The sequence below is a fragment of the Sphingorhabdus sp. genome, from assembly GCF_050921905.1.
In the GTDB taxonomy this organism is placed as follows: domain Bacteria; phylum Pseudomonadota; class Alphaproteobacteria; order Sphingomonadales; family Sphingomonadaceae; genus Sphingorhabdus_B.
In genome coordinates this window covers 1071360-1091715 of the sequence record NZ_CP050888.1, presented here as the reverse complement: position 1 = coordinate 1091715, position 20356 = coordinate 1071360, and the positions used below count along the sequence as shown (strand labels likewise).

General features: G+C 55.8%; 19 protein-coding genes. 8 read left to right on the top strand and 11 right to left on the bottom strand.

Features of this window, described 5'->3' with window-relative positions:
• Positions 1-170: 170 nt before the first annotated feature.
• Positions 171-1289, bottom strand: coding sequence for a serine hydrolase (locus tag HEQ18_RS05240; RefSeq protein ID WP_432815781.1), 1119 nt, complete (start codon positions 1287-1289; stop codon positions 171-173).
• A 289-nt stretch (positions 1290-1578) separates the two neighbouring features.
• Here HEQ18_RS05240 and HEQ18_RS05235 point away from each other — a divergent pair, with 289 nt between their 5' ends.
• Together HEQ18_RS05235 and HEQ18_RS05230 are read left to right on the top strand one after the other, a co-directional pair.
• Positions 1579-3336 carry a PHA/PHB synthase family protein gene (locus tag HEQ18_RS05235; protein WP_432815780.1) on the top strand — a complete coding sequence of 586 codons (1758 nt, stop codon included), beginning with the start codon at positions 1579-1581 and terminating at the stop codon, positions 3334-3336.
• A 73-nt stretch (positions 3337-3409) separates the two neighbouring features.
• Complete coding sequence (locus HEQ18_RS05230) at positions 3410-4129, top strand: hypothetical protein (protein ID WP_432815779.1); 720 nt, start codon at positions 3410-3412, stop codon at positions 4127-4129.
• A gap of 89 nt (positions 4130-4218) precedes the next feature.
• Here HEQ18_RS05230 and HEQ18_RS05225 read toward each other — a convergent pair whose 3' ends face one another.
• Together HEQ18_RS05225 and HEQ18_RS05220 are read right to left on the bottom strand one after the other, a co-directional pair.
• Positions 4219-4539 (bottom strand): helix-turn-helix domain-containing protein, encoded by a 321-nt coding sequence (locus HEQ18_RS05225; RefSeq protein ID WP_432815778.1) that lies wholly within the window; start codon positions 4537-4539, stop codon positions 4219-4221.
• A 5-nt stretch (positions 4540-4544) separates the two neighbouring features.
• The gene (locus HEQ18_RS05220) at positions 4545-4922 is read right to left on the bottom strand and encodes a type II toxin-antitoxin system RelE/ParE family toxin (protein ID WP_432815777.1); all 378 of its coding nucleotides are present in this window, start codon (positions 4920-4922) and stop codon (positions 4545-4547) included.
• Between the two features lie 114 nt (positions 4923-5036).
• Between HEQ18_RS05220 and HEQ18_RS05215 the strand changes: the two genes are divergently transcribed.
• Both HEQ18_RS05215 and HEQ18_RS05210 read left to right on the top strand, forming a co-directional pair.
• Positions 5037-5870 (top strand): alpha/beta fold hydrolase, encoded by an 834-nt coding sequence (locus HEQ18_RS05215; RefSeq protein WP_432815776.1) that lies wholly within the window; start codon positions 5037-5039, stop codon positions 5868-5870.
• Between the two features lie 141 nt (positions 5871-6011).
• Positions 6012-6692 (top strand): purine phosphorylase, encoded by a 681-nt coding sequence (locus tag HEQ18_RS05210; RefSeq protein WP_432815775.1) that lies wholly within the window; start codon positions 6012-6014, stop codon positions 6690-6692.
• Here the strand turns inward: HEQ18_RS05210 and HEQ18_RS05205 are convergent.
• The 5 genes from HEQ18_RS05205 to HEQ18_RS05185 form a co-directional block, all read right to left on the bottom strand.
• On the bottom strand, positions 6689-7897 hold the full coding sequence (locus HEQ18_RS05205; RefSeq protein ID WP_432815962.1) for a DUF445 domain-containing protein: 1209 nt from the start codon (positions 7895-7897) through the stop codon (positions 6689-6691). The two genes, HEQ18_RS05210 and HEQ18_RS05205, sit on opposite strands and share 4 nt — an antisense overlap.
• Positions 7898-8065: 168 nt before the next feature.
• Complete coding sequence (locus HEQ18_RS05200) at positions 8066-11209, bottom strand: efflux RND transporter permease subunit (protein ID WP_432815774.1); 3144 nt, start codon at positions 11207-11209, stop codon at positions 8066-8068.
• Between the two features lie 27 nt (positions 11210-11236).
• The gene (locus HEQ18_RS05195) at positions 11237-12412 is read right to left on the bottom strand and encodes an efflux RND transporter periplasmic adaptor subunit (RefSeq protein ID WP_432815773.1); all 1176 of its coding nucleotides are present in this window, start codon (positions 12410-12412) and stop codon (positions 11237-11239) included.
• 317 nt (positions 12413-12729) lie between these two features.
• Positions 12730-13029: a DUF1153 domain-containing protein gene (locus tag HEQ18_RS05190; RefSeq protein WP_432815961.1), complete on the bottom strand. Its 300-nt coding sequence runs from the start codon at positions 13027-13029 to the stop codon at positions 12730-12732.
• A gap of 111 nt (positions 13030-13140) precedes the next feature.
• Positions 13141-13395, bottom strand: coding sequence for a hypothetical protein (locus tag HEQ18_RS05185; RefSeq protein ID WP_432815772.1), 255 nt, complete (start codon positions 13393-13395; stop codon positions 13141-13143).
• A 170-nt stretch (positions 13396-13565) separates the two neighbouring features.
• Here HEQ18_RS05185 and mnmA point away from each other — a divergent pair, with 170 nt between their 5' ends.
• Together mnmA and HEQ18_RS05175 are read left to right on the top strand one after the other, a co-directional pair.
• Entirely contained in the window at positions 13566-14690 is a 1125-nt protein-coding gene (gene mnmA / locus HEQ18_RS05180) for a tRNA 2-thiouridine(34) synthase MnmA (RefSeq protein ID WP_432815771.1), read from the top strand.
• 32 nt (positions 14691-14722) lie between these two features.
• Complete coding sequence (locus HEQ18_RS05175) at positions 14723-15250, top strand: DUF7010 family protein (protein WP_432815770.1); 528 nt, start codon at positions 14723-14725, stop codon at positions 15248-15250.
• A 1-nt stretch (position 15251) separates the two neighbouring features.
• On the opposite strand, the gene HEQ18_RS05170 is transcribed toward HEQ18_RS05175, so the two are convergent.
• On the bottom strand, positions 15252-15626 hold the full coding sequence (locus tag HEQ18_RS05170; RefSeq protein ID WP_432815769.1) for a hypothetical protein: 375 nt from the start codon (positions 15624-15626) through the stop codon (positions 15252-15254).
• 31 nt (positions 15627-15657) lie between these two features.
• Between HEQ18_RS05170 and HEQ18_RS05165 the strand changes: the two genes are divergently transcribed.
• Complete coding sequence (locus tag HEQ18_RS05165; protein ID WP_432815768.1) at positions 15658-16797, top strand: serine hydrolase domain-containing protein; 1140 nt, start codon at positions 15658-15660, stop codon at positions 16795-16797.
• A 31-nt stretch (positions 16798-16828) separates the two neighbouring features.
• On the opposite strand, the gene HEQ18_RS05160 is transcribed toward HEQ18_RS05165, so the two are convergent.
• Complete coding sequence (locus HEQ18_RS05160; RefSeq protein WP_295490542.1) at positions 16829-17119, bottom strand: DUF3297 family protein; 291 nt, start codon at positions 17117-17119, stop codon at positions 16829-16831.
• Between the two features lie 64 nt (positions 17120-17183).
• Between HEQ18_RS05160 and HEQ18_RS05155 the strand changes: the two genes are divergently transcribed.
• Complete coding sequence (locus HEQ18_RS05155) at positions 17184-18395, top strand: NAD(P)/FAD-dependent oxidoreductase (protein ID WP_432815767.1); 1212 nt, start codon at positions 17184-17186, stop codon at positions 18393-18395.
• Between the two features lie 59 nt (positions 18396-18454).
• Here HEQ18_RS05155 and typA read toward each other — a convergent pair whose 3' ends face one another.
• Entirely contained in the window at positions 18455-20290 is a 1836-nt protein-coding gene (typA, locus tag HEQ18_RS05150) for a translational GTPase TypA (protein ID WP_296199373.1), read from the bottom strand.
• Positions 20291-20356: the final 66 nt, after the last annotated feature.

Sequence of the window (20356 nt, the reverse complement as noted above, 5' to 3'; positions counted from 1 at the left end):
CGGCCCCGTGTGAACGTTTTACGCCATAGTTTTACATTTGTAACATTTTTTATGTGAACTAATGTGAACTAATATTTACTGTTGCAACAAACGGGACACTGTTGGCGTTACCACTGGGGCGAAAACTCCCCAAAGGAACGACGGGAGCGGGCGTATTATGCCTATAATCGTCAGTTTTTCGTCGCCTTGGCGACCGGTTTTGGCTTTGAAATTGCCTCTGCTGCTTTCGCCTTGGGGTGAATAAGCGCGTGGTGTTGCGTCACGGCGCGGGCGACATTTTGCATAAAAGCATTTGCCGCTTCCCTACCGGCACGCGTTTCCGCAATCATCACCGCCACAGAATAAACGCAGCCATCGGGGGCCGTCATCACGCCAACATCATTGATTGCCGTGGCCATTGACCCCAACACTTGCCCCGTCCCCGTTTTGTGCGCGAGCCGCCAGCCCGGCGCGAGGCCGGACCGCAAACGGGATCGCCCCGTATAGGTGCCAGCCATCAACTTCAGCAATTTGGCCCCTGGGTCATTGGCATCGCGTTCGCTAAAACGTTTCAGCACCAGCGCGATTGTGCCGGGGGCCGCGCCGTCGAGCGGCGTTTCCAGATAAGCGTCCAGCGCGGCCTTTCTCTTCGCCATCGGGATGTTTGAACGTTGTGCTTTGAATGCGTTGCCTTTGCGATATTCTGGTTGCCATTCCAAACCGGCAATCGCGCTTTGCAGCAGGACTTCGCCGGGGCCAAAGCGAATGGATTGCACTTTGCGGCGGTCCAGCATTTGGTTGATCGCTTTCGGGCCCCCAGCAACGCGCAAAAGGACGTTATTGGCGAGATTGTCGCTGGCATTGATCGAATGCGCGAGCAGTTCGCGTAACGCCATGTCGAACGTGTCCCGCCCGTTGAGATAATTTTTCAGCGGCTGGCTGAAAACGACGACGTCATCGCGGCTGACGCGAATGCGTTTATCCAACGACAATTTGCCCGCAGCCTCTTGTTCCAAAATCGTTAGCGCGACCCACATTTTGGAAACGCTTTGTTGCGGAAAACGCTCGGTCTGGCGCTTGCCGATAATCTCGTCGGAAAAGGGTGTGTAGATGGCGATGCCCGCGCGACCGGGGAATTTCTTCCAATAGCTATCAATTTCCGTCTTCAGCTTTTCGTCGGCTGTCGCAATCGGATCGGTCGCACGTGTCTTTTCCGCGACGCGTGCTGACGCCGTGGCCGCAATTGTCGTGATGCCGAGGGCCGAAGCGAGAGCGAGGGTGATGGCGAATATGTTGAAAAAGCTACGCATGATCCGACTTTTGTTTGTCCAAGGGCCGCCAACTTTGCGCACGCCCCAAAAGATATTTTGGCGCTTTAGGTGCAGAACCCAATTCCGGCAAGAGGATGTCATTGGCGGACCTCCGTCATCCGAATTGAAATGTGACAACGCCATGTGACCCGTCAAATATGCTTGTTACGCGTTGCAGTGGCTTGTTCGCAGTTCTGATATGTTTATTTGCAATTGTTCACATTGCGCGGAGTGTTTGACGCAGGTCGCATGCCGTGCAATCTTTGCGATTGGGAAAGAGGAGGGGACTATGGCGAGCAAGGCGGACACAGGCAGCAGCGCGAAGGCTGGCAAAAAGAAATCGCAAAAGAAAGGCGCACCATTTTCAAGCATTGCAGGTGCCTTTGACGCCGCCAATGATGCCACCATGGCGCTTGGCCCGCTGGCCGGATTGGCGCGGGAGGATTTTATTGGCGCGATTGGCCTGATGCTGCGCCAGACCGCGACGAACCCTGATAAGGCATGGAAGGCAACGACCAGCTTTTCTGAAGATGTGGTCAAGATTATTACCGGAAAATCCGAACTGGCACCCGACCCGAAGGACAAGCGTTTCATGGACCCGGCATGGACGTTCAACCCGTTTTTCAAGGCGGGCGCGCAATATTATCTCGCGGTGCAAAAGGGCGTCAAAAGCTATATTGAGGATTTGGAGCTCGACGCGCTCGAACGCGACCGTGCGAATTTCATTTCGCAGATCATCATCGACGCGATGTCTCCGACCAACACGCTGATTGGGAACCCGACCGCGCAAAAGCGGTTGGTGGATTCGGGGGGGATCAGCCTCGTAAAGGGCCTGAAAAACGCCTATAACGACATGGTTCACAACGATATGATGGTGAGCCAGGTTAACAAAAAGCCGTTCAAACTTGGCGAGAATGTCGCAACCGCAAAGGGCGCGGTCGTCTATCGCGACGAACGCTTTGAACTCATCCAATATGCGCCCACGAGCGACAAGGTGTTCGCAACGCCGCAACTGACCATCCCGCCGCAGATCAACAAAATGTACATCAACGATCTGTCCCCTGAAAAATCGATCGTCAAATGGCAGACCGACCACGGGATTCAGCCATTCATGATTTCCTGGCGCAACCCGACTGATGACATGGGCGTGTGGGGCATGGCCGAATATATCGAAAGCTGCATTAAGGCGTTGGATGTGGTGTGCGAGATTACCGGCAGCGACAAGGTCAACATTTCGGGCGGCTGTTCAGGCGGCCAGACGATGTCGGTCCTGCTGTCCAAACTCGCGTCAATGGGCGACACCCGCGCCAATGCCATCACCATGATGGTATGCGTGCTGGAACCCAAGCCCGGTGATACCGAGGCGTCGAGCCTTGTGTCGCATAATGGCATCGCACTGGCGCGGCAACGCGCCGCGAAGAAAGGCGTGATTGAGGGCAGCAGCCTTGCCCGCGGCTTTGCATGGTTGCGGCCCAATGACCTGATCTGGAACTATGTCATCAACAATTATCTGATGGGCGATGACCCCCCGGCGTTCGACATCCTGTTCTGGAATGCCGATGCGACCAACCTGTCATCGGCATTGATGGGCGATTTCTTGGAGCTGTTTGAGGCCAATGCTTATGCCGCGCCCGGCACGTTCGACATAGCGGGGCACACGCTTGACCTGACCAAGGTGACGGGCGACCTGTTCGTTCTGGGCGGGACAACCGACCACATCACGCCATGGCGGGCATGCTATCGCTCCACGCAATTGTTCGGCAGCAAAAATGTCGAATTCATCCTAAGCCAGGCAGGGCATATGCAAGCGATCCTGAACCCGCCGGGCAACCCCAAGGCGAAATATTGGAAGCACAGCGACGGCAAAGCGCCCGCCGATGTCACCGAATGGATGAAAGGCAGCGAAGAAGTCGCCGGAAGCTGGTGGCCCTATTGGATGGAGTGGCTCCACGCCCGGTCAGGCGCCGAGATTGCCGCGCCGAAAACGTTGGGGAGCAAGGCCAATCCAGCCATGGAAGCCGCGCCGGGGCTGTATGTTTTGGAGTGAGGGGAGGGATTAACTAATTCACTCTGAAATGAATTAGACTGCCGCCGCAATGTTTCTAGAAAGACACACGAGCATGAACCTCTCAACGTTTCTTCGCCGGCCAGCTGACACTGTAGCTCGCGAAAAACTGCTTCATGCCAAAGCAAGTTATGAAATGCGGCTTCATGCCGCAAGGCTCGGTGCTCAAATTCAGATGACCGAACCAGAGATTGATAATCGAGGTTATGACTTCACCTTAATCCTCGACCACTATAATTTTCCTGTTCAAAATAAGGCGGCAATCCGGCCTGGCGGTTCACGAAATTGGAAAATTCGAGCATCTTTATTACAGCCATGTTTTGCTGATCGCGATCTTGTGCCAGAGTTAGATGGCTTCAAAGTCGGAGGCTATTCTGGGGGTGCATCTGGCGGGGTTCTTTTACATTTAATCGATACTCGCGCTTCTGATGAGGACAACAAGCTTACCGTTGCTTACAAATATCTCGACATATTCTATATTGTGGCTGTTGCGGCGCGAATTTTTACGACCAGTTGTTTTACTGCCGATGCCGCAATTGAATTTCTGAGACTGCTGAGAAATAGCGAACAACATGCTATGCTCTCTGTTCCCGAGAAATATTTTCTGCCCATTTCATCTCCGGCAGCTATTCTTGCCTTTCGATTACACCTGCCGATCAGCAATTATGTATCTTGCTCAAAGCCCAATTTCGACTTGAGCAACAACAATCAGCCAAATTCAGTCATGGCCGACCTTTGGAACAGAAGCATCGCTCCGTGGGTCGAACGATCATAGTTTCCTAATCAAGAACATAGAAATTGGACGCTAAGTTGGAAAACCTTGAACCAGCAACAATTTCCGCCCACAATCCGTTCGATCCTTAATCAAGCCAAAACCTGCAACCCATGCTTTTCTACCAGCGAGAGCAATTTCAATGCCATGCCGCTGGGCCGCTTTGCACCGCTTTCCCATTTTTCGATGGTGGATTCACTGGTGCCGAGATAGCGTGCGAAGACCGGCTGGCTGACTTTGTTGGCTTTGCGCAGGCGACGTATGTCCTTTGGCGCAAGTTCGGGGACAGGTGACAGGCAGTCCTTGTCGAATTCGCGCATCGTGGTTTTGTCGATTATGCCATGACGGAACAGTGCTTGCGCTGATGAATGGATGGCTTCCATCGCATCGCTTTTATATTTCGGCGAACCCATCGATTTTACTCCAACTGCCCTACGCAAATTTCGATTAAACTTCCATCACCGACTTCGAGTGCCAAACCTTCATCCGACATTGCCTGATAAACTTTGGCCAGATTGCGAAAACTCTTTAATTCAAAGTCCTCAAGGTTGGCTTTGTTCTGTTTCGAAAACAGAAATTCGTAAATCCAAAAATTTCCAGCCCGCGCCAATATGATTGAGCGATACTGGTTGTTTGACAGCCGCTTTTTGTAAACACCGCCGCCCAGATCGTCAGCTTGCCCAGCAATCACTTGTGCAATAACTTTGCATAACATTTTATCCGAAATTTTCACTTTCCTCGCCGCTTTTGCAAACCATGCCGATTTGAAAGCGCGTGGACGGGACGGTTCGGACATGATTTTAGGTAGCACTAAGTGCTACCTAAAACAAGACAAGAATTTGGCTTGCACCACCCCGTCGTTCGGTTAAACCTAATGCTACACCCAAAATTCAGGGCCAAAGGAACATCTATGACCAAATCCCGCGCGCCAACTTTCAGCATGGAGACCGTGGACGGGCGGACATTGCGGGTGGCGGTTTGGCGGGCTTTGAAGGCGACGACGAAGCTGCCTATATTGTTCTTCAACGGCATTGGCGCGAATATTGAGGCTATGGCGCCGATGGCCGAATTGCTCGATGATCGCGACTTTATCACTTTTGACATGCCCGGCATTGGCGGGTCGCCCGACCCCGTTGTGCCCTATAACGCGATCCTGATGTCGCGGATTGCCGCATTGCTGTTGGACCGGTTTGACATGCTTATTGTCGACGTCATGGGCGTTAGTTGGGGCGGGGCGATGGCGCAGCAATTTGCGTTGCAGAACACTGCGCGCACCAACAAGCTTATCTTGGTCGCGACCAGCGCGGGCATGTTGATGGTGCCGGGCAACCCGGCTTCGCTCGTAAAAATGGCCGACCCGCGCCGCTATATCGACCCAGAATTCATGGCGAAGCATTTCAAGACGCTGTACGGCGGTATGGTGGGCAACAAGTCGGAGCATATTGGCCGCATTACGCCGCCGTCGAAAACCGGATATTTCTACCAATTGATGGCGATGATGGGATGGACGAGCGCGCCGTTCCTGCCGTTTATGAAAACTGAAACGCTCATCATGATGGGTGATGATGACCAGATTGTCCCGCTGGCCAATGGCAAGTTTTTGAATTTCCTGATCCCGAACAGCGAATTGTTCGTGGTGGCAAATGGCGGGCATTTGTTCCTGTTAAGCCATGTTGAGGAAAGCATCGCCAAGATCCGTGCGTTTCTGGATCGCGATGCGGACGGGGCACGAAAGGCCGCCTAACTCTCTGGCTGTTACAAACAACGCCGGGTTTTTCTGCGACCCGGCAATAACTGTCATCATTATTACGCTATTTTCGCGTTATAGTTACGCAATTAACGCGTTAGACGCACGTTTGTGTCTGCATAAAGAGGTTGAGTGCCTATGTTCAATACTGTTGGGATCATCACCGGCGTAGATGCCGAGGCAGCAGCGTTATTTCCCGGCCAAAGCGCCAATAGCGAGGCGCTGCATGGCTTCATGGTGCGGCAGGTGCCCTTTGCCGACCGTAACATCGTGATTACCTGCAGCGGCATTGGCAAAGTGAACGCCGCGATGGCCGCAATGATGTTGGTCGAACATTATCATGCTGACTTGCTGCTGGTTGTCGGCACGGCTGGAAAGCTGGATGGCAGGGACGGGCATTGCTTCCAGATCGTCGAAGCCGTGCAGGGCGACTATGGCGCCTCGCGCGCCGACGGCTTTGTGCATTACAGGGCCGGGTCCTGGCCGATCGGGGAGGCACATACCGAGCCTTTCCACGCCGCCCCCATGCCCGAAACTGGCCTGCCCAAGGTGCGTATCATCACCAGCGATTGTTTTGTCGAAAGCGCGGATCATGGCCAAAGGCTGCATCAGGCGCTCAGCGGCGATATCGTCGACATGGAAACCGCCGCCGTCGCACAAGCCGCCGCGCGCATGGACGTGCCATGGGCCGCGATTAAAGCGACCAGCGATGATGCCAATGGCGACAGCGCGGGCGATTTCCAGGCCAATCTAAAACGCGCCGCCCGCTTGGCGGCAGAGGCCACCGAGCGGATGATATCGGAATTGCCGCGCGGTTAAATCATCAAGCCGATGGCGTGGATGATAATACCCGCCAGACCGCCGACCAAGGTGCCGTTGATGCGGATGAATTGCAAGTCGCTGCCGACGGCATTTTCGACGCGGTCGGTGATGGTGGATGCGTCCCAGCGGGCGACGGTGTCGGAGACAAGCCGGACGATATTGTCGCCGTAATTTTCGGTCGTGCCGACAATGGCGCGGCGGGCGAAGCGGTTGATTTGGTGTTTCAGCCGCGCGTCGTCTTGTAAAGTGCCGCCAAGCTTGATGAGTGCATCGCCAAAGCTGCCGGCCAATGCGGCATCGGGGTTGCGTGCCGCCTTTAGAAGGCCATCGCGGCCTTGCTCCCATAGGCTGTTGATCCATTTGCCCATTGCGGGGTTTTCCAACAATTGCCCCTTCCAATGCGCGACCTTGGCTTGCAGTTCTGTATCATGACGTAGGTCATGGGCCAGCTTGGCGAGCCCCTCTTCGCCCTTTTCGCGTAAAGGATGGTCGGGGTCCTCGGCCATGTCGTGCAGCAACTTATTGAGGCCGTTGACAATCGCATTGGCCAATTTGTCATCAAGGCCAGTCCAGCGCATGATCGTATTGGCGCGTTCCTCCACCATTTCGCGGATCAGATGTTCATTGGCCTCCAATGTTGCCGACGCCCATTTGATGATGCTGTCGAGCACAGGGATATGCCGTCTCTCGCGGATCATCGCGGTCAGCAACTGGCCCAGCAAAGGCGCGATGTCTAGCTTGTCGAGTTGCTTGCGAATGGCACCCTTGGCGATGCCGCCCAATCGTTCATCGTCGAGCGCGGCGATGATATCCCCCATCAAGCGCGATGCCCCCATGCGCATCCGGCCTTCGCCGCCCGATGGCGCGCTTAGAAACTTGCCCATTGCGCCTGCGACATCCATGCGCTGCACGCGGCGGGCAACGACCTTTGTTGTCAGGAAATTGGTGCGCAGGAAACTGGCCAAAGTGCGGCCAAGCCGTTCCTTGTTATTCGGAATGATCGCGGTGTGCGGAATGGGTATGCCTAAAGGGTGCCTGAAGAGCGCTGTGACGGCAAACCAGTCGGCCAAGCCTCCTACCATCCCAGCCTCGGCAAAGGCCCTTAAAAAGCCCCAATAGCCGTCGTAACGCGTTTCCATATATCTGCCGAATACGAACAAAGCGGCCATACACAGCAACAAGGCCGTTGCGATGATCCGCATCTGGCGCAGTTCGGCATCGCGCTCCGCATAACGCGCTTTTTCCGACAGGCCGAGTTGGTTTATAGCTTTCACACGGCTGACCTTAAAGGAGTGTGTAAAAAACGCCACCCGTCGTCATCCTGAAACGCGTTCAGGATGACGACGATAAGTGGCGGCGCTGCCACCATTTCACTCGGCTGGCTGAAGTCCGCCCAGGTCGCCTTTGCCCGGGGGGGTGTCCGTCGGCTTAGCGGGCTCTGCAACATTCTCTTTATGCTTTGTGGGGTCATAGGTCAGCAATCGCGTGCGCAGCCATGGCCCAACGCGCTTTTCAAACCCGTCGGCCAGGCTGAAACCCGCAGGGACGATTAGCAAGGTCAGCAAGGTCGACACGATCAAGCCACCGATGACGACTGTGCCCATGGGCGAGCGCCATTGGCCGTCACCGCCCAACGAAAGCGCGGTGGGGACCATACCGGCGGTCATGGCAACGGTGGTCATGACAATCGGCTGCGCGCGTTTATGCCCAGCCTCCATAATCGCTTGGAATTTGGGCACGCCGCGTGCCATTTCCTCAATCGCAAAGTCGATTAACAAAATCGAGTTTTTCGCGACGATGCCAAAGAGCATCAAAACGCCGATGAACACCGGCATAGATATTGGTTGGCCAACCAAGGCAAGCGCCAGCAAGCCGCCCAATGGTGCGAGCAGCAACGAACCCATGTTGACCAAAGGCGACATGAAACGATGGTACAAAAGCACCAGCACCGCAAACACCAACAATGTTCCGGACACCAAGGCGACCATGAAGTCTTTTTGCATTTCCGCCTCCCATTCCTGCGCCCCGAAAGGTGCGCGGGACACGCCGGTGGGCAGATTTTTCATGATAGGAAGCTTGTTGATTTTCTTGTCCGCCTCCGACGAAACGATACCGGGCGCAAAATCCGCGCCAATGAAGACACGGAAATTCTGGTTTCGACGTTGAACCGAGGTTGGGCCAGCGCCAAAGCTGATATCCGCCACGCGGGACAGCGGCACAGACCCGCCGCTCGCCAATGGCACGGGCAGGTTGCGGATAACATCCAAGTCCTGACGCGATTCCTTAGCGAGCATGACGCGGATCGGGATTTGACGATCCGACAGCGAGAATTTTGCGCTATTCTGATCAATATCGCCAAGCGTCGCAACGCGGATTGTCTGGCTGAGCGCCGCGGTCGATACGCCAAGCTGCGACGCAAGGTCATTACGCGGCGTTATGATCAATTCGGGACGCTGCAAATCAGCGGAGATTCGCGGCGCGCGCAATTCGGGCAGCGTCTTCATCTGCTCGACAAGCGTTGCCGCCGTCCGGTCAAGCATACTGGGGTCTGATCCTGACAACATGACTGAAACGTCACGGCCAGAACCGCCACCGCCGCCGTCCGGGCCATTGGCCTGAAACGTCACGCGTGCGTCGGCGATTCTCGTGAGCAAAGGCGTTAGATCTTCTTCGAATTCCTGACTGGTCCGGGCCCGGTCCTCATGCAAGGTGATGAAAATGCTGGCGCCGCCTTCGCGCACGCTTTGCAATGCCGTTTTGACTTCAGGCTGCCGCTCGACGATTGCCGCGGCTTCGCTGCTGATCTCACGCGTGCGCTCCAACGTGGTTCCGGGCACCATTTCGATGCGAATACGGCTGAAATCGGAATCTCCATCGGGGAAGAACTGCTTTGGCAGGACGACAAGCAAGACGACCGTCAGCGCGAGCGCCAGTGCACCAATGCCCATCATCCAACGGCGGTGACCAAGCGACCAGCGCAAAATTTTCATATATCGGTTGATCCAACTGGCTTCGCCATGTTCGGCCATGCCGTCGGCTTTCAGGAAATAGGCCGCGATCATTGGCGTAATCATCCGCGCCACGGCAAGGCTCATCAGAACCGAAGCGACCACCGTCAGACCGAAATTCTTGAAGAATTGTCCAGCAACGCCGGGCATGAGGCCAACGGGCAGGAACACCGCGACAATCGAAAATGTCGTCGCAACCACCGCAAGGCCGATTTCGTCGGCGGCATCAATCGACGCCTGATAGGCCGATTTGCCCATCCGCATATGCCGGACGATGTTTTCAATCTCGACAATGGCGTCATCGACCAATACCCCGGCCACAAGACCAAGCGCCAAGAGCGACATGGTGTTCAGCGTGAAGCCCAAAAGGTCCAAAAACCAGAAAGTTGGAATGGCCGACAACGGAATGGCAATCGCCGAAATAATCGTTGCCCGCCAATCGCGCAGGAACAGGAAAACGACGACGATGGCAAGCAACGCGCCTTCGATCATCGCGGCCATGGAGCTTTTATACTGGCCCTTGGTGTAATCTACGCTGTTGAACAAAGTAACGAATTTGATGCCGGGATTTTCTTTTTCGATTTCCGCGATTTTGACCATCGCATCATCGAAGACGGTGACGTCGGACGCGCCCTTGGCGCGCGACATGGCGAAGGTGACGACCTGTTTGCCGCCCGCAAAGGCCATGGCTTTCTGTTCGCTGAAGCCGTCCGTAACTTCGGCGACATCGGCCAATTTGATCGAGCGCCCGCCGCCAAGGCTAATCTGCGTCTGGCTCAGCGCGAAGGCGTCGGTGGCGTTGCCAAGCACGCGGACCGATTGGCGTGATCCGGCAATTTGCGACTGACCACCCGATGCGTTGATATTTTGTTGTCGCAGGACCGCGTTAATCGCGCTCGCGCTTACGCCCAGTGACTGCATTTTCGCAGGGTCAAGGACGACGCGGATTTCACGGTTTACGCCGCCATTGCGGCTGACCGAGGCCATGCCTTCGACAGCGAGCAAGCGGCGTGCAACGCTATCGTCCACGAACCAACTGAGCTGCTCCAGCGTCATGTCGCTGGCTTCGACCGCGAAATAGGCGATTGGTTCGCTGGATGTAGCAACCTTGAAAATCTGCGGCTCCAATATGCCATCGGGCAGGTCGCTGCGGATTTGGTCGACGGCGTTTTTGACTTCGCTGACGGCGGCATTGATGTCGTCGCCAATTTCGAATTCGGCGCTGACCGTCGTGTTACCTTCGCTTGAGCTGGCATCAATGTTGCGAACGCCCTGCACACTGCGGATCGCGGATTCGACCTTTTGCGTTATCTGTGTGGTGATTTCGGTTGGCGCAGCGCCGGGTTGCGAAATCGAGACAACAACAACCGGGAATTCAATATCAGGTTCATTCTGCACTTCCATATTCCGGAACGACATGATTCCGGCAAGGGTGAGTGCGAGGAACAAGACGATCGGCACCACCGGATTGCGGATGGACCATGCAGAAATGTTATTAAAATTCATGATTTATATCCCGAATGGCCCAACGACTTACTGTTTTTTCAACAGTTTGGGATTGATCGTTTCGTCCGGGTTGAGGAAGCCGCCCGCGTACAGAACGACGCGTTCGCTACCGTCCAAGCCTTCTTCAATAATCAAGCCATTGGCGGTCACTGGGCCAAGCTTCACCAGGCGCTGCTGCACCTTGTTATTTTTGCCGACGATATACACAAAGCTGCCTTCGCGGCCGGTTTGAACGGCGGATTCAGGCAGAACCGGCGCTGTCATTGCGCCCGATTTGATTTCTACCGAGGCAAATCCACCGGGGCGCAATGCCTTGTCAAATGGCAAGGCAACACGCGCCAAGCCCTGACGACTCTGTGCGTCAATCATCGGCGAAATTTGCCAGATATTGCCTTCAAACACCCGATCAACGCCAACAGGCGTCACCGAAGCAGGAATGCCGACGGCGATCTGCGCCAGATCATCTTCGCTCAGCTTTGCCTGAAGCTCCAACTGGCCATCCTTGGCGATGCGGAACAATATGCCGCTGCCTGCGGACACCGTCTGCCCGGTCTCCACATTGCGTTCCAGCACATAGCCCGAAACCGGGGCACGGACATCAAGCCGCGCATTGCGGGCCCGGGTTTCGGCCAGTTGCGCGTTGGCGACACTCACGCGCGCGCGGGCGGCGTCGCGGGTTGCGGTCTTGCGATCAACATCTGCCTTGGAAACAAAACCACGCTCAACCAACTGCGCCGCGCGGTCGAGTTCGTTTTGGGCAAGCTGCAGGTCTGCGCGAGCGACGCCGATCTGCGCCTCAAGCGCGGCGGCCTGTTGCGTTTGCACCGAACGGTCAACGCTCACTAAGACTTCGCCTTGTGTCACCCAGTCGCCTGCATCGACATACACCTGTAGCACGCGTCCGCCTTCACCAACGACGCCGACGGGAATTTCGCGGCGTGCGGCCAATGTGCCGGTCGCGTTAATCGCGCGCACCACGCTATCACGGCCCGGAGCTACCACGGTCACGGTCTGCGCTTGGCCAGCCTTATCGGCATCAACGGGCGCAGTGGAGCCGCTACCGAAGAAATAATAAGCGGCCCCCGCTATAATCAGTATTGCCACGATGATGGTTGCAATGCGGACCCGACGCTGGTTCCGATCGCGGTTGTCCTGCATAATCTCACCATTTAGCGTAGCGCTCATCGTCGTTTCGTAATTCATACCGGGGTTCCAAATAATAAATGCGGGGAAAGCATACGCCCCCAATTTGTTCATATTATGGCTGTATTACCCCAATAAGTCACTGTCCGCAAGCCGCAGAACGCCACAGGATAAACGCTTTAACAGCGCATGGAATATCGCAAATGCCCATGCGTAACAATAGCTCCTAACCCTAAGTTTCGACAAACAACATCAAGAAGAACCACGCAGAGCCGACTGCGGGGCGTTATACGCATGTGCAAGGAGAATAGTTTACCGCATAAGGCAGCGTTAAATGGCCGTAGTAATTGCCGATTTTACCCATGCGACGTTTCAGTTCAGTATTTTTGCTGCCGTTCATATAGGCAGCGATAATGTTGAATGCGGGTTACCCGCAGACCGGGCATTCCCGACCGGTCGACCGCACGCTGCCACGATGCGAATTCCTCAAGCGTTAGGCAATAGCGTTCACAGACGTCGTTGATGGACAACAGACCACCATTGACAGCAGCCACGACCTCCGCCTTGCGGCGGACAACCCATCGGGTCGTGCCCGGAGGCGGCAGGCTGTCGAGGGTGAGTGGTTCACCCAAGGGGCCAATGACTTGCGACGGACGGAATTTTTGATTTTCAATCATGACTTTTTTCTGCTCCGTGCCCGACAAGGTTGGATGTTTTTCCTGTTCCGGCAGGAAATAGCATTCGATTTTTGATATTGAATGAAGCGGATTGGTAAACGGGTTGTTCATTCATTTTTGTTGCTCCGCTTTTTGCCAAAAGGAACCCCTTACTGCTATTCCCGTGTCTGGCTCTGCGGCGAAACAGTGAATGCGCGCGGCCAGATTGTCGCCATCGGCAATGTTGCCATGTTCTGCACGACGCAAACTACGCACGGTCGGACTTTTTGCCTGCCGCGCACGCACCGCGTCGAGCACGCCTTCGGCCTTGTCCACATTGGTCTGCGCATATTTACGCAGCGCGTGATGGGGAAAATTTATTTTCATGCGACGGGCTTACCCGCATAAAGTCTAACAGGTGGTAAAGGCGCCGATCAATCGTTGTTAAGACAGATTAACGCCCTTCAGCTTTTGATCCGGGGTGACAATGATATGGTCCTTGGAAACCCTTCAGAAAACTGGCAATTCGCCGACGAAGCTTCTAGGGAGGCAATCCCATGACCGATGACATATATCATTCTGATTTCCAACTTGGCCCTGACCTTACAGGTAAGCGGATCGTCGTTGCCATGTCGGGCGGCGTTGATTCCTCGGTTGTGGCGGCGCTCGCAGCGCGCACGGGCGCGGAAACTATTGGCGTCACATTACAACTCTATGATCATGGGAGCGCCGTAAAACGGGCAGGGGCATGCTGCGCCGGACAGGACATACGCGACGCACGCGCCGTCGCCGATAAGCTTGGCATTGCGCATTATGTTTTTGACCATGAAAGCCGCTTTCGCGAATCGGTGATCGACCATTTCGCCGATGAATATATGGCGGGCCGGACGCCGATTCCGTGCGTGCGATGCAATATGGGCGTGAAATTCACCGATCTTTTCCGCCTCGCGCGGGAATTGGGTGCAGATTGCCTTAGTACCGGCCATTATGTCCGCCGCGTCGAAGGGCCAAATGGAGCCGAACTGCACCGCGCCGCCGACCCGGCACGCGACCAAAGCTATTTTCTGTTTGCGACCACGCAAGACCAATTGGATTATCTCCGCTTTCCCTTGGGCGGCATGCCTAAACCGCACGTTCGGGCCATTGCGCAGGAAATGGGGTTAATCGTGGCGATGAAGCCCGATAGTCAGGACATCTGTTTTGTACCCGATGGTGATTATGCCAGCGTTGTCCGAAAAATTCGGCCTGATGCCGAAGTCGGCGGGGATATTGTCCATCTGGATGGCCGCATTCTGGGCCAACACAAGGGCCTCATCCATTACACCGTTGGGCAGCGCAAAGGACTTGAGGTTGGCGGGCAGCCGGTGCCCTTATATGTCATCCGCCTTGATGCCGCGACGCAGCGTGTGATTGTCGGGCCGCGTGCGGCGCTTGCCGTTCAAGCCGCGCGTATCATTGATGCCAACTGGCTCTCCGATATCGGCAACCGGCCGGTCATGGCAAAGGTGCGGTCTATGTCCCGCCCTGTGCCTGCGCGTCTGGATGGCGAATGGCTTCGTTTTGACGCGCCCGAATATGGCGTTGCGCCGGGACAGGCGGCCGTATTATATGACGGCGACCGCGTGCTTGGTGGCGGCTGGATCAAAGAGACACTGGCGGTGGAGATGGCCTCTGCCGCTTAAAAATGTCCGCGTTACTGAAAGGGGGGGTCAGGATGCATTTGAGGGAAGCACAACGCGACATGCGCCGGGCTTATGTCAACGGCGGGGTCGGTATTTTCGTATCCGGGCTGGTATGGGTGATCGCAGGGGCGGTCACTTTCTATGTCGACCTGTTTTCCGGTATGGCCGCTTTGTTTTTTGGCGGCATGTTAATCCATCCATTGTCGCTGTTACTTGCCCGGCGGGTATATCATCGCGGCCGCGCGCGCGCGCCGAACCCTTTGGAGATGCTCGCGCTGCAATCTGCGGCGTTCCTCATCATTGGCCTTGCCATCGCCTATCTGGTCAGCGGGACTTATTCTGATTGGTTCTTCGCCATTGCCCTCTTGACCGTGGGGGCACGCTATCTGGTGTTCCAGACGGTCTACGGCATGCGCTTTTATCTTATACTCGGCGCGGGCCTAATTGCTATCGCCGCCGCCGCCTTATGGTTCGGAATGGCTCCGGCATTTGTCGCCCTCGCCGGGGGCGCGACCGAATTATTATGTTCGGCGTTCATTCTTGTGCCGGCAAAACGGTAGCTCAAAGCGCCTCGATTTCCGCCGCGTTCAATTGGATGCAACCAAAGGCACCGCGCCGTTCCGCCACAGCCTCGGCCAGAAACGGCACTGATGCATAGACGCGTTTGTTTTCGGGATCATCGCTCAAGCGCACTATCTCCATGCCTTTTTCCTTGTCGGTTTCACACGATGCCATATCGCGACCTTGGATATAGCGGCACGAGCAGGTGACATGTGCACCATAAGCTGCGCCAACCCGCGCCTGTCCCTCGATGCTGCTCCAGTTCCACAACAGCCACAGGGCCGCGCACAAAACGATGACTGCAACGACAATCTTCAACGTCTTAAACCGCGGATGCGGCGCTTTTGGTCTTTGGGTCGAAGTTGCGGTTGCCATAAGCTCTCCATTTGGTAAATCGAAACAACCTATGCCTAGAAACAAAATCCACCTCGCCGCAACCGCTTTTTGTGCCATCGCTGCACTCAGCCTATCTGGATGCGCCGCTGAGCCACCCGCAAAGCCTGCTGGACCGGGCTTTAGCATGGCTGTCGATGATGCGGTGATTAGCCAAGCTAAGCTTGCCGCTGCTATGGCCCCCTTTTTTGAAGATCCACTGGTTGGTGAAACCCGCGCGTTGGTCGTCATGCATGGCGGGCGTGTTGTCGCCGAACGCTATGCGCCGGGATATGGACCGGAATCCAGGCTCATTAGCTGGTCCATGGCCAAAAGCGTGACTGGCGTCTTGGTTGGCATGATGGTGGCGGACGGTCGGCTGGCCTTAGATGAACCCGCAATCGTACCCGAATGGCAAGCGCCCCGCGATGGTCGTGCGGCGATAACATTGCGCCACTTGCTGCATATGTCGTCGGGTCTGGACCATACCGAAATGGCGGAAGGCAGTGTCGAGATTTTTGATGCAGACACGCCGCGCATGCTGTTTCTCGATGGCCGCGAAGATGTTGCACGCTATGCTGAAACGCGCCCCTTGGAGGCCGTTCCGGGCGAGAAGTACGAATATAGCACGGCTACCAGCCATATTCTTGCCGACATCATGACGCGGTCGTTGACGGACAGCAAAAATCCCGTTGTGCGCCGGGATGCGATGTTGGAATATGCGCGTGGCCGTTTGTTTGAACCGTTGGGCATGACAAGCGCCCTACCTGAATTTGACCGCAACGGCACAATGCTCGGCGGAAGCTTGATCCACGCCACCGCGCGTGATTGGGCAAAATTTGGCGAATTTTTGCGGAACAATGGCTCGGTGCGCTCCGCACAATTGATGCCGACAAGCTGGATGCGCTTTATGAAGACGCCAAGCAAAACCGATGCAAGCTATGGCGCGCATATATGGTTGAACCGGACACGCAAGGAAGGTCGCGATCAAGTGCTGTTTCCCGGCAAGGCGCCATCGGACGTCTTCGCCGCATTGGGACATTTGGGGCAATTTGTGGTGGTGTCACCGCAGCATCGACTAACGATTGTGCGGCTCGGCAACACGCCCGATGATCAGCTTGATCCTGTCAACGACCAACTGGCCAAGCTGATTTCGGCTTTTCCGAAGCGGTAAAGCGAGGGGCAGGATTTAATAGATACTGACCCTAAAGCTTCGCCACGGGCGCGTCGTCGCCAAGGTCTTCAAACCATGCTTCAACTGGACCGCTGAGCTTGATCAGCAACGGATTGCCTTTGCGGTCGCGCGCTTTGCCAGCCTGAACCTTGATCCAGCCTTCGGAAATGCAATATTCCTCAACGGTAGTGCGGACTTCGCCTTTGAAGCGAATGCCAATACCACGCGACAGCAAGTCACCGTCGAAATGCGGGCTCATCGGATTAATCGACAGGTGATCGGGCGGGGTGTTGGGGCCCGCGGATTTCGTTTCTTCAGTCATGTTGCGCCATGTGCCGCAAAGCATCGCACTTGGCAATATAGCGCGGGCAGTGCAGGGGGACGAAATGGTACATTCAAACAACTATGACGCGATTATCCTTGGTGCCGGTGGCGCAGGCCTGATGTGCGCTTTGACCGCCGGGCAACGTGCAAAGCGCGTGCTGGTGATTGACCACGCCACGGGACCGGGCAAGAAAATCCTTATTTCCGGCGGCGGACGATGTAATTTCACCAATGTGAATGCGACCACCACGCACGCGCAAGAACGCTATTTATCGTCCAACCCGCATTTCGCAAAGTCAGCTTTGGGTCGATATACCCCGCAGGATTTCATTGATCTGGTGACCGCGCACAATATCGCTTTCCATGAAAAGACGCTTGGGCAATTATTCTGCGACGGTTCCGCGCGGCAGATTGTCGCCATGCTGATGGCGGAATGTGACAAATCGGCGGGCTTTGGTGGCCGGGTCGATTTCGTGTTCGATGCACCTTTGGGTGAAGTGACCCATGATGGCAGCAACTATCATGTGACCTACAACAATGTGCACGCGCAAGGCGCGGCATTGGTGATTGCGACCGGCGGCCCAAGCATTCCGAAAATGGGTGCTACCGCCTTTGCCTATGATCTTGCGCGACAGTTCGGGTTGAAAATTGTTGAGCCACGACCCGCCTTGGTCCCGCTAACGCTTGGTGGTGATGATGTGTTGTTCCGGGAACTGTCGGGCGTATCGTCTGAAGTGGTTGCCAAGCATGGAAAGGCTGCATTCCGCGAGGCGGCATTGTTCACCCATCGGGGACTCAGCGGCCCCGCAGTGCTTCAAATCAGCAGCTATTGGCGGCCGGGGGACCAAGTCGAGATTGATTTTCTGCCATCACTGGATGCCACCGAATTGTTATTATCCGAAAAACGCGCACGGCCACGCGCGACTTTGCGGTCAACATTGGACCGCGTCTTGCCTGCGCGGTTGGCCGAAGCGCTCGCCGCCAAAATTGGTCTACTCGGCAACCTCGCCGACCAAAACGACCGGAAATTGGTGGGTGCGGGTGCGCTACTTGGCAACTGGCCATTCGTGCCTAATGGCAGTGAGGGCTATGCCAAGGCAGAGGTAACATTGGGCGGGATCAGCACCGACGGCCTGTCGCAAAAGACGATGGAGGCAAAGAAAATGCCAGGATTATATTGCATAGGCGAGGCGGTGGACGTCACGGGTTGGCTCGGCGGTTATAATTTTCAATGGGCGTGGGCCAGCGGCGTCGCGGCAGGGGAAGCCATTTAGGGCCGGAACCGAGGGCCGTTGCCCAAAGAAAAAGGGCGCCGAAATCGACGCCCTTTTCATTATGCCGCCTGTTTGGCGCGCGATGCTTTTTTCCGCTCATTGGGGTCCAACAAACGCTTGCGCAGGCGGATATTTTTCGGCGTGACCTCAACCATTTCATCGTCATCAATATAGGCAATGGCTTGCTCAAGCGTCAGGCGCTTGGGCGGTGTGAGGCGGATGGCGTCGTCCTTGCCAGTCGAACGAAAGTTCGTCAGCTGCTTCGACTTCATCGGGTTTACTTCCAGGTCATCTGGCTTGGCATTTTCGCCGATGATCATGCCTTCATACAAGGCTTCGCCTGGCGAGACCATCAGGATGCCGCGCTCTTCCAATGGGCCAAGGGCGTAAGCAACTGCTTCGCCCGCGCCGTTGGAAATCAGCACGCCGTTTTTGCGGCCTTCAATATGGCCACGATGCGGGCCATATTTTTCAAACAGGCGGTTCATGATGCCCGTACCGCGCGTGTCGGACAGGAATTCGCCATGATAACCAATCAGACCGCGTGATGGCGCGCTGAAGGTGATGCGGGTCTTGCCGCCGCCCGATGGCCGCATATCGGTCATGTCGCCCTTACGCACCGCCATTTTTTCGACGACAGTGCCCGAATATTCATCATCCACGTCGATGACGACGGTTTCATAAGGCTCAGTCCGCTGACCCCGTTCGTCTTCGCGGAACAGCACGCGTGGGCGGCTGATACCAAGCTCAAAGCCTTCGCGGCGCATGGTTTCGATAAGAACGCCCAATTGAAGCTCGCCACGACCAGCAACTTCAAAGCTATCCTTGTCTTCGGCCTCAGTGATGCGCACGGCGACGTTGCTTTCGGCTTCGCGCATCAGGCGGTCGCGGATCATGCGGCTCGTAACCTTCGTGCCTTCACGGCCAGCCATGGGGCTATCGTTCACGGAAAAACGCATCGACAAGGTGGGCGGGTCGATTGGCTGCGCCTGCAATGGCTCGGTCACTGTCGGCTCTGCAATCGTATCGGCAACGGTCGCGGTTGTCATACCAGCGATGGAGATAATGTCGCCAGCCTTGGCTTCGTCCACAGGAACGCGCTCAAGGCCACGGAATGACATGATCTTGGAAGCGCGGCCGGTTTCGACAATCTTGCCGTCCGGGTTCAATGCGTGAATCTGCTGGTTCACCTTGACGGTACCCGACAGCACGAGGCCGGTTAGGATACGGCCAAGGAAGTTGTCGCGGTCAAGCAAGGTGACAAGCATTTTGAATTCGCCGTCAACATCTGCCTTTGGCTCTGGAACATGGCTGACGATGGTTTCAAACATCGGCGTGAGCGTGCCTTCACGCGCGCTCGGGTCAATCGAGGCATAGCCATTACGACCCGAGGCATAAAGCACAGGGAAATCAAGTTGCTCGTCCGTTGCATCGAGCGATACGAACAGATCGAACACTTCGTCCAACACTTCCTGAATACGTTCGTCAGGACGGTCGACCTTGTTGACGACGACGATGGGGCGAAGGCCCAAAGCCAGCGCCTTGCCCGTTACGAACTTCGTCTGGGGCATCGCGCCTTCGGATGAGTCAACCAATAGGATGACGCCGTCAACCATCGACAAGATGCGTTCAACTTCGCCGCCAAAGTCGGCATGGCCCGGTGTATCGACGATGTTGATGCGGGTTTTTTCGCCTTTATGATCGTCCCACTCAACCGAGGTGCACTTGGCAAGAATGGTGATGCCGCGTTCTTTTTCGAGATCGTTCGAATCCATCGCGCGCTCTTCGATACGCTGATTGTCGCGGAAGGTGCCCGACTGCCGAAACAGTTGGTCAACAAGAGTGGTTTTGCCGTGATCGACGTGCGCGATGATGGCGATGTTACGCAATGACATTTGGAAATGGGCCTTTTGGAAGGTCTTCATAGCGGCCACATGCCACCAGATTCTCGCGGGCCATTA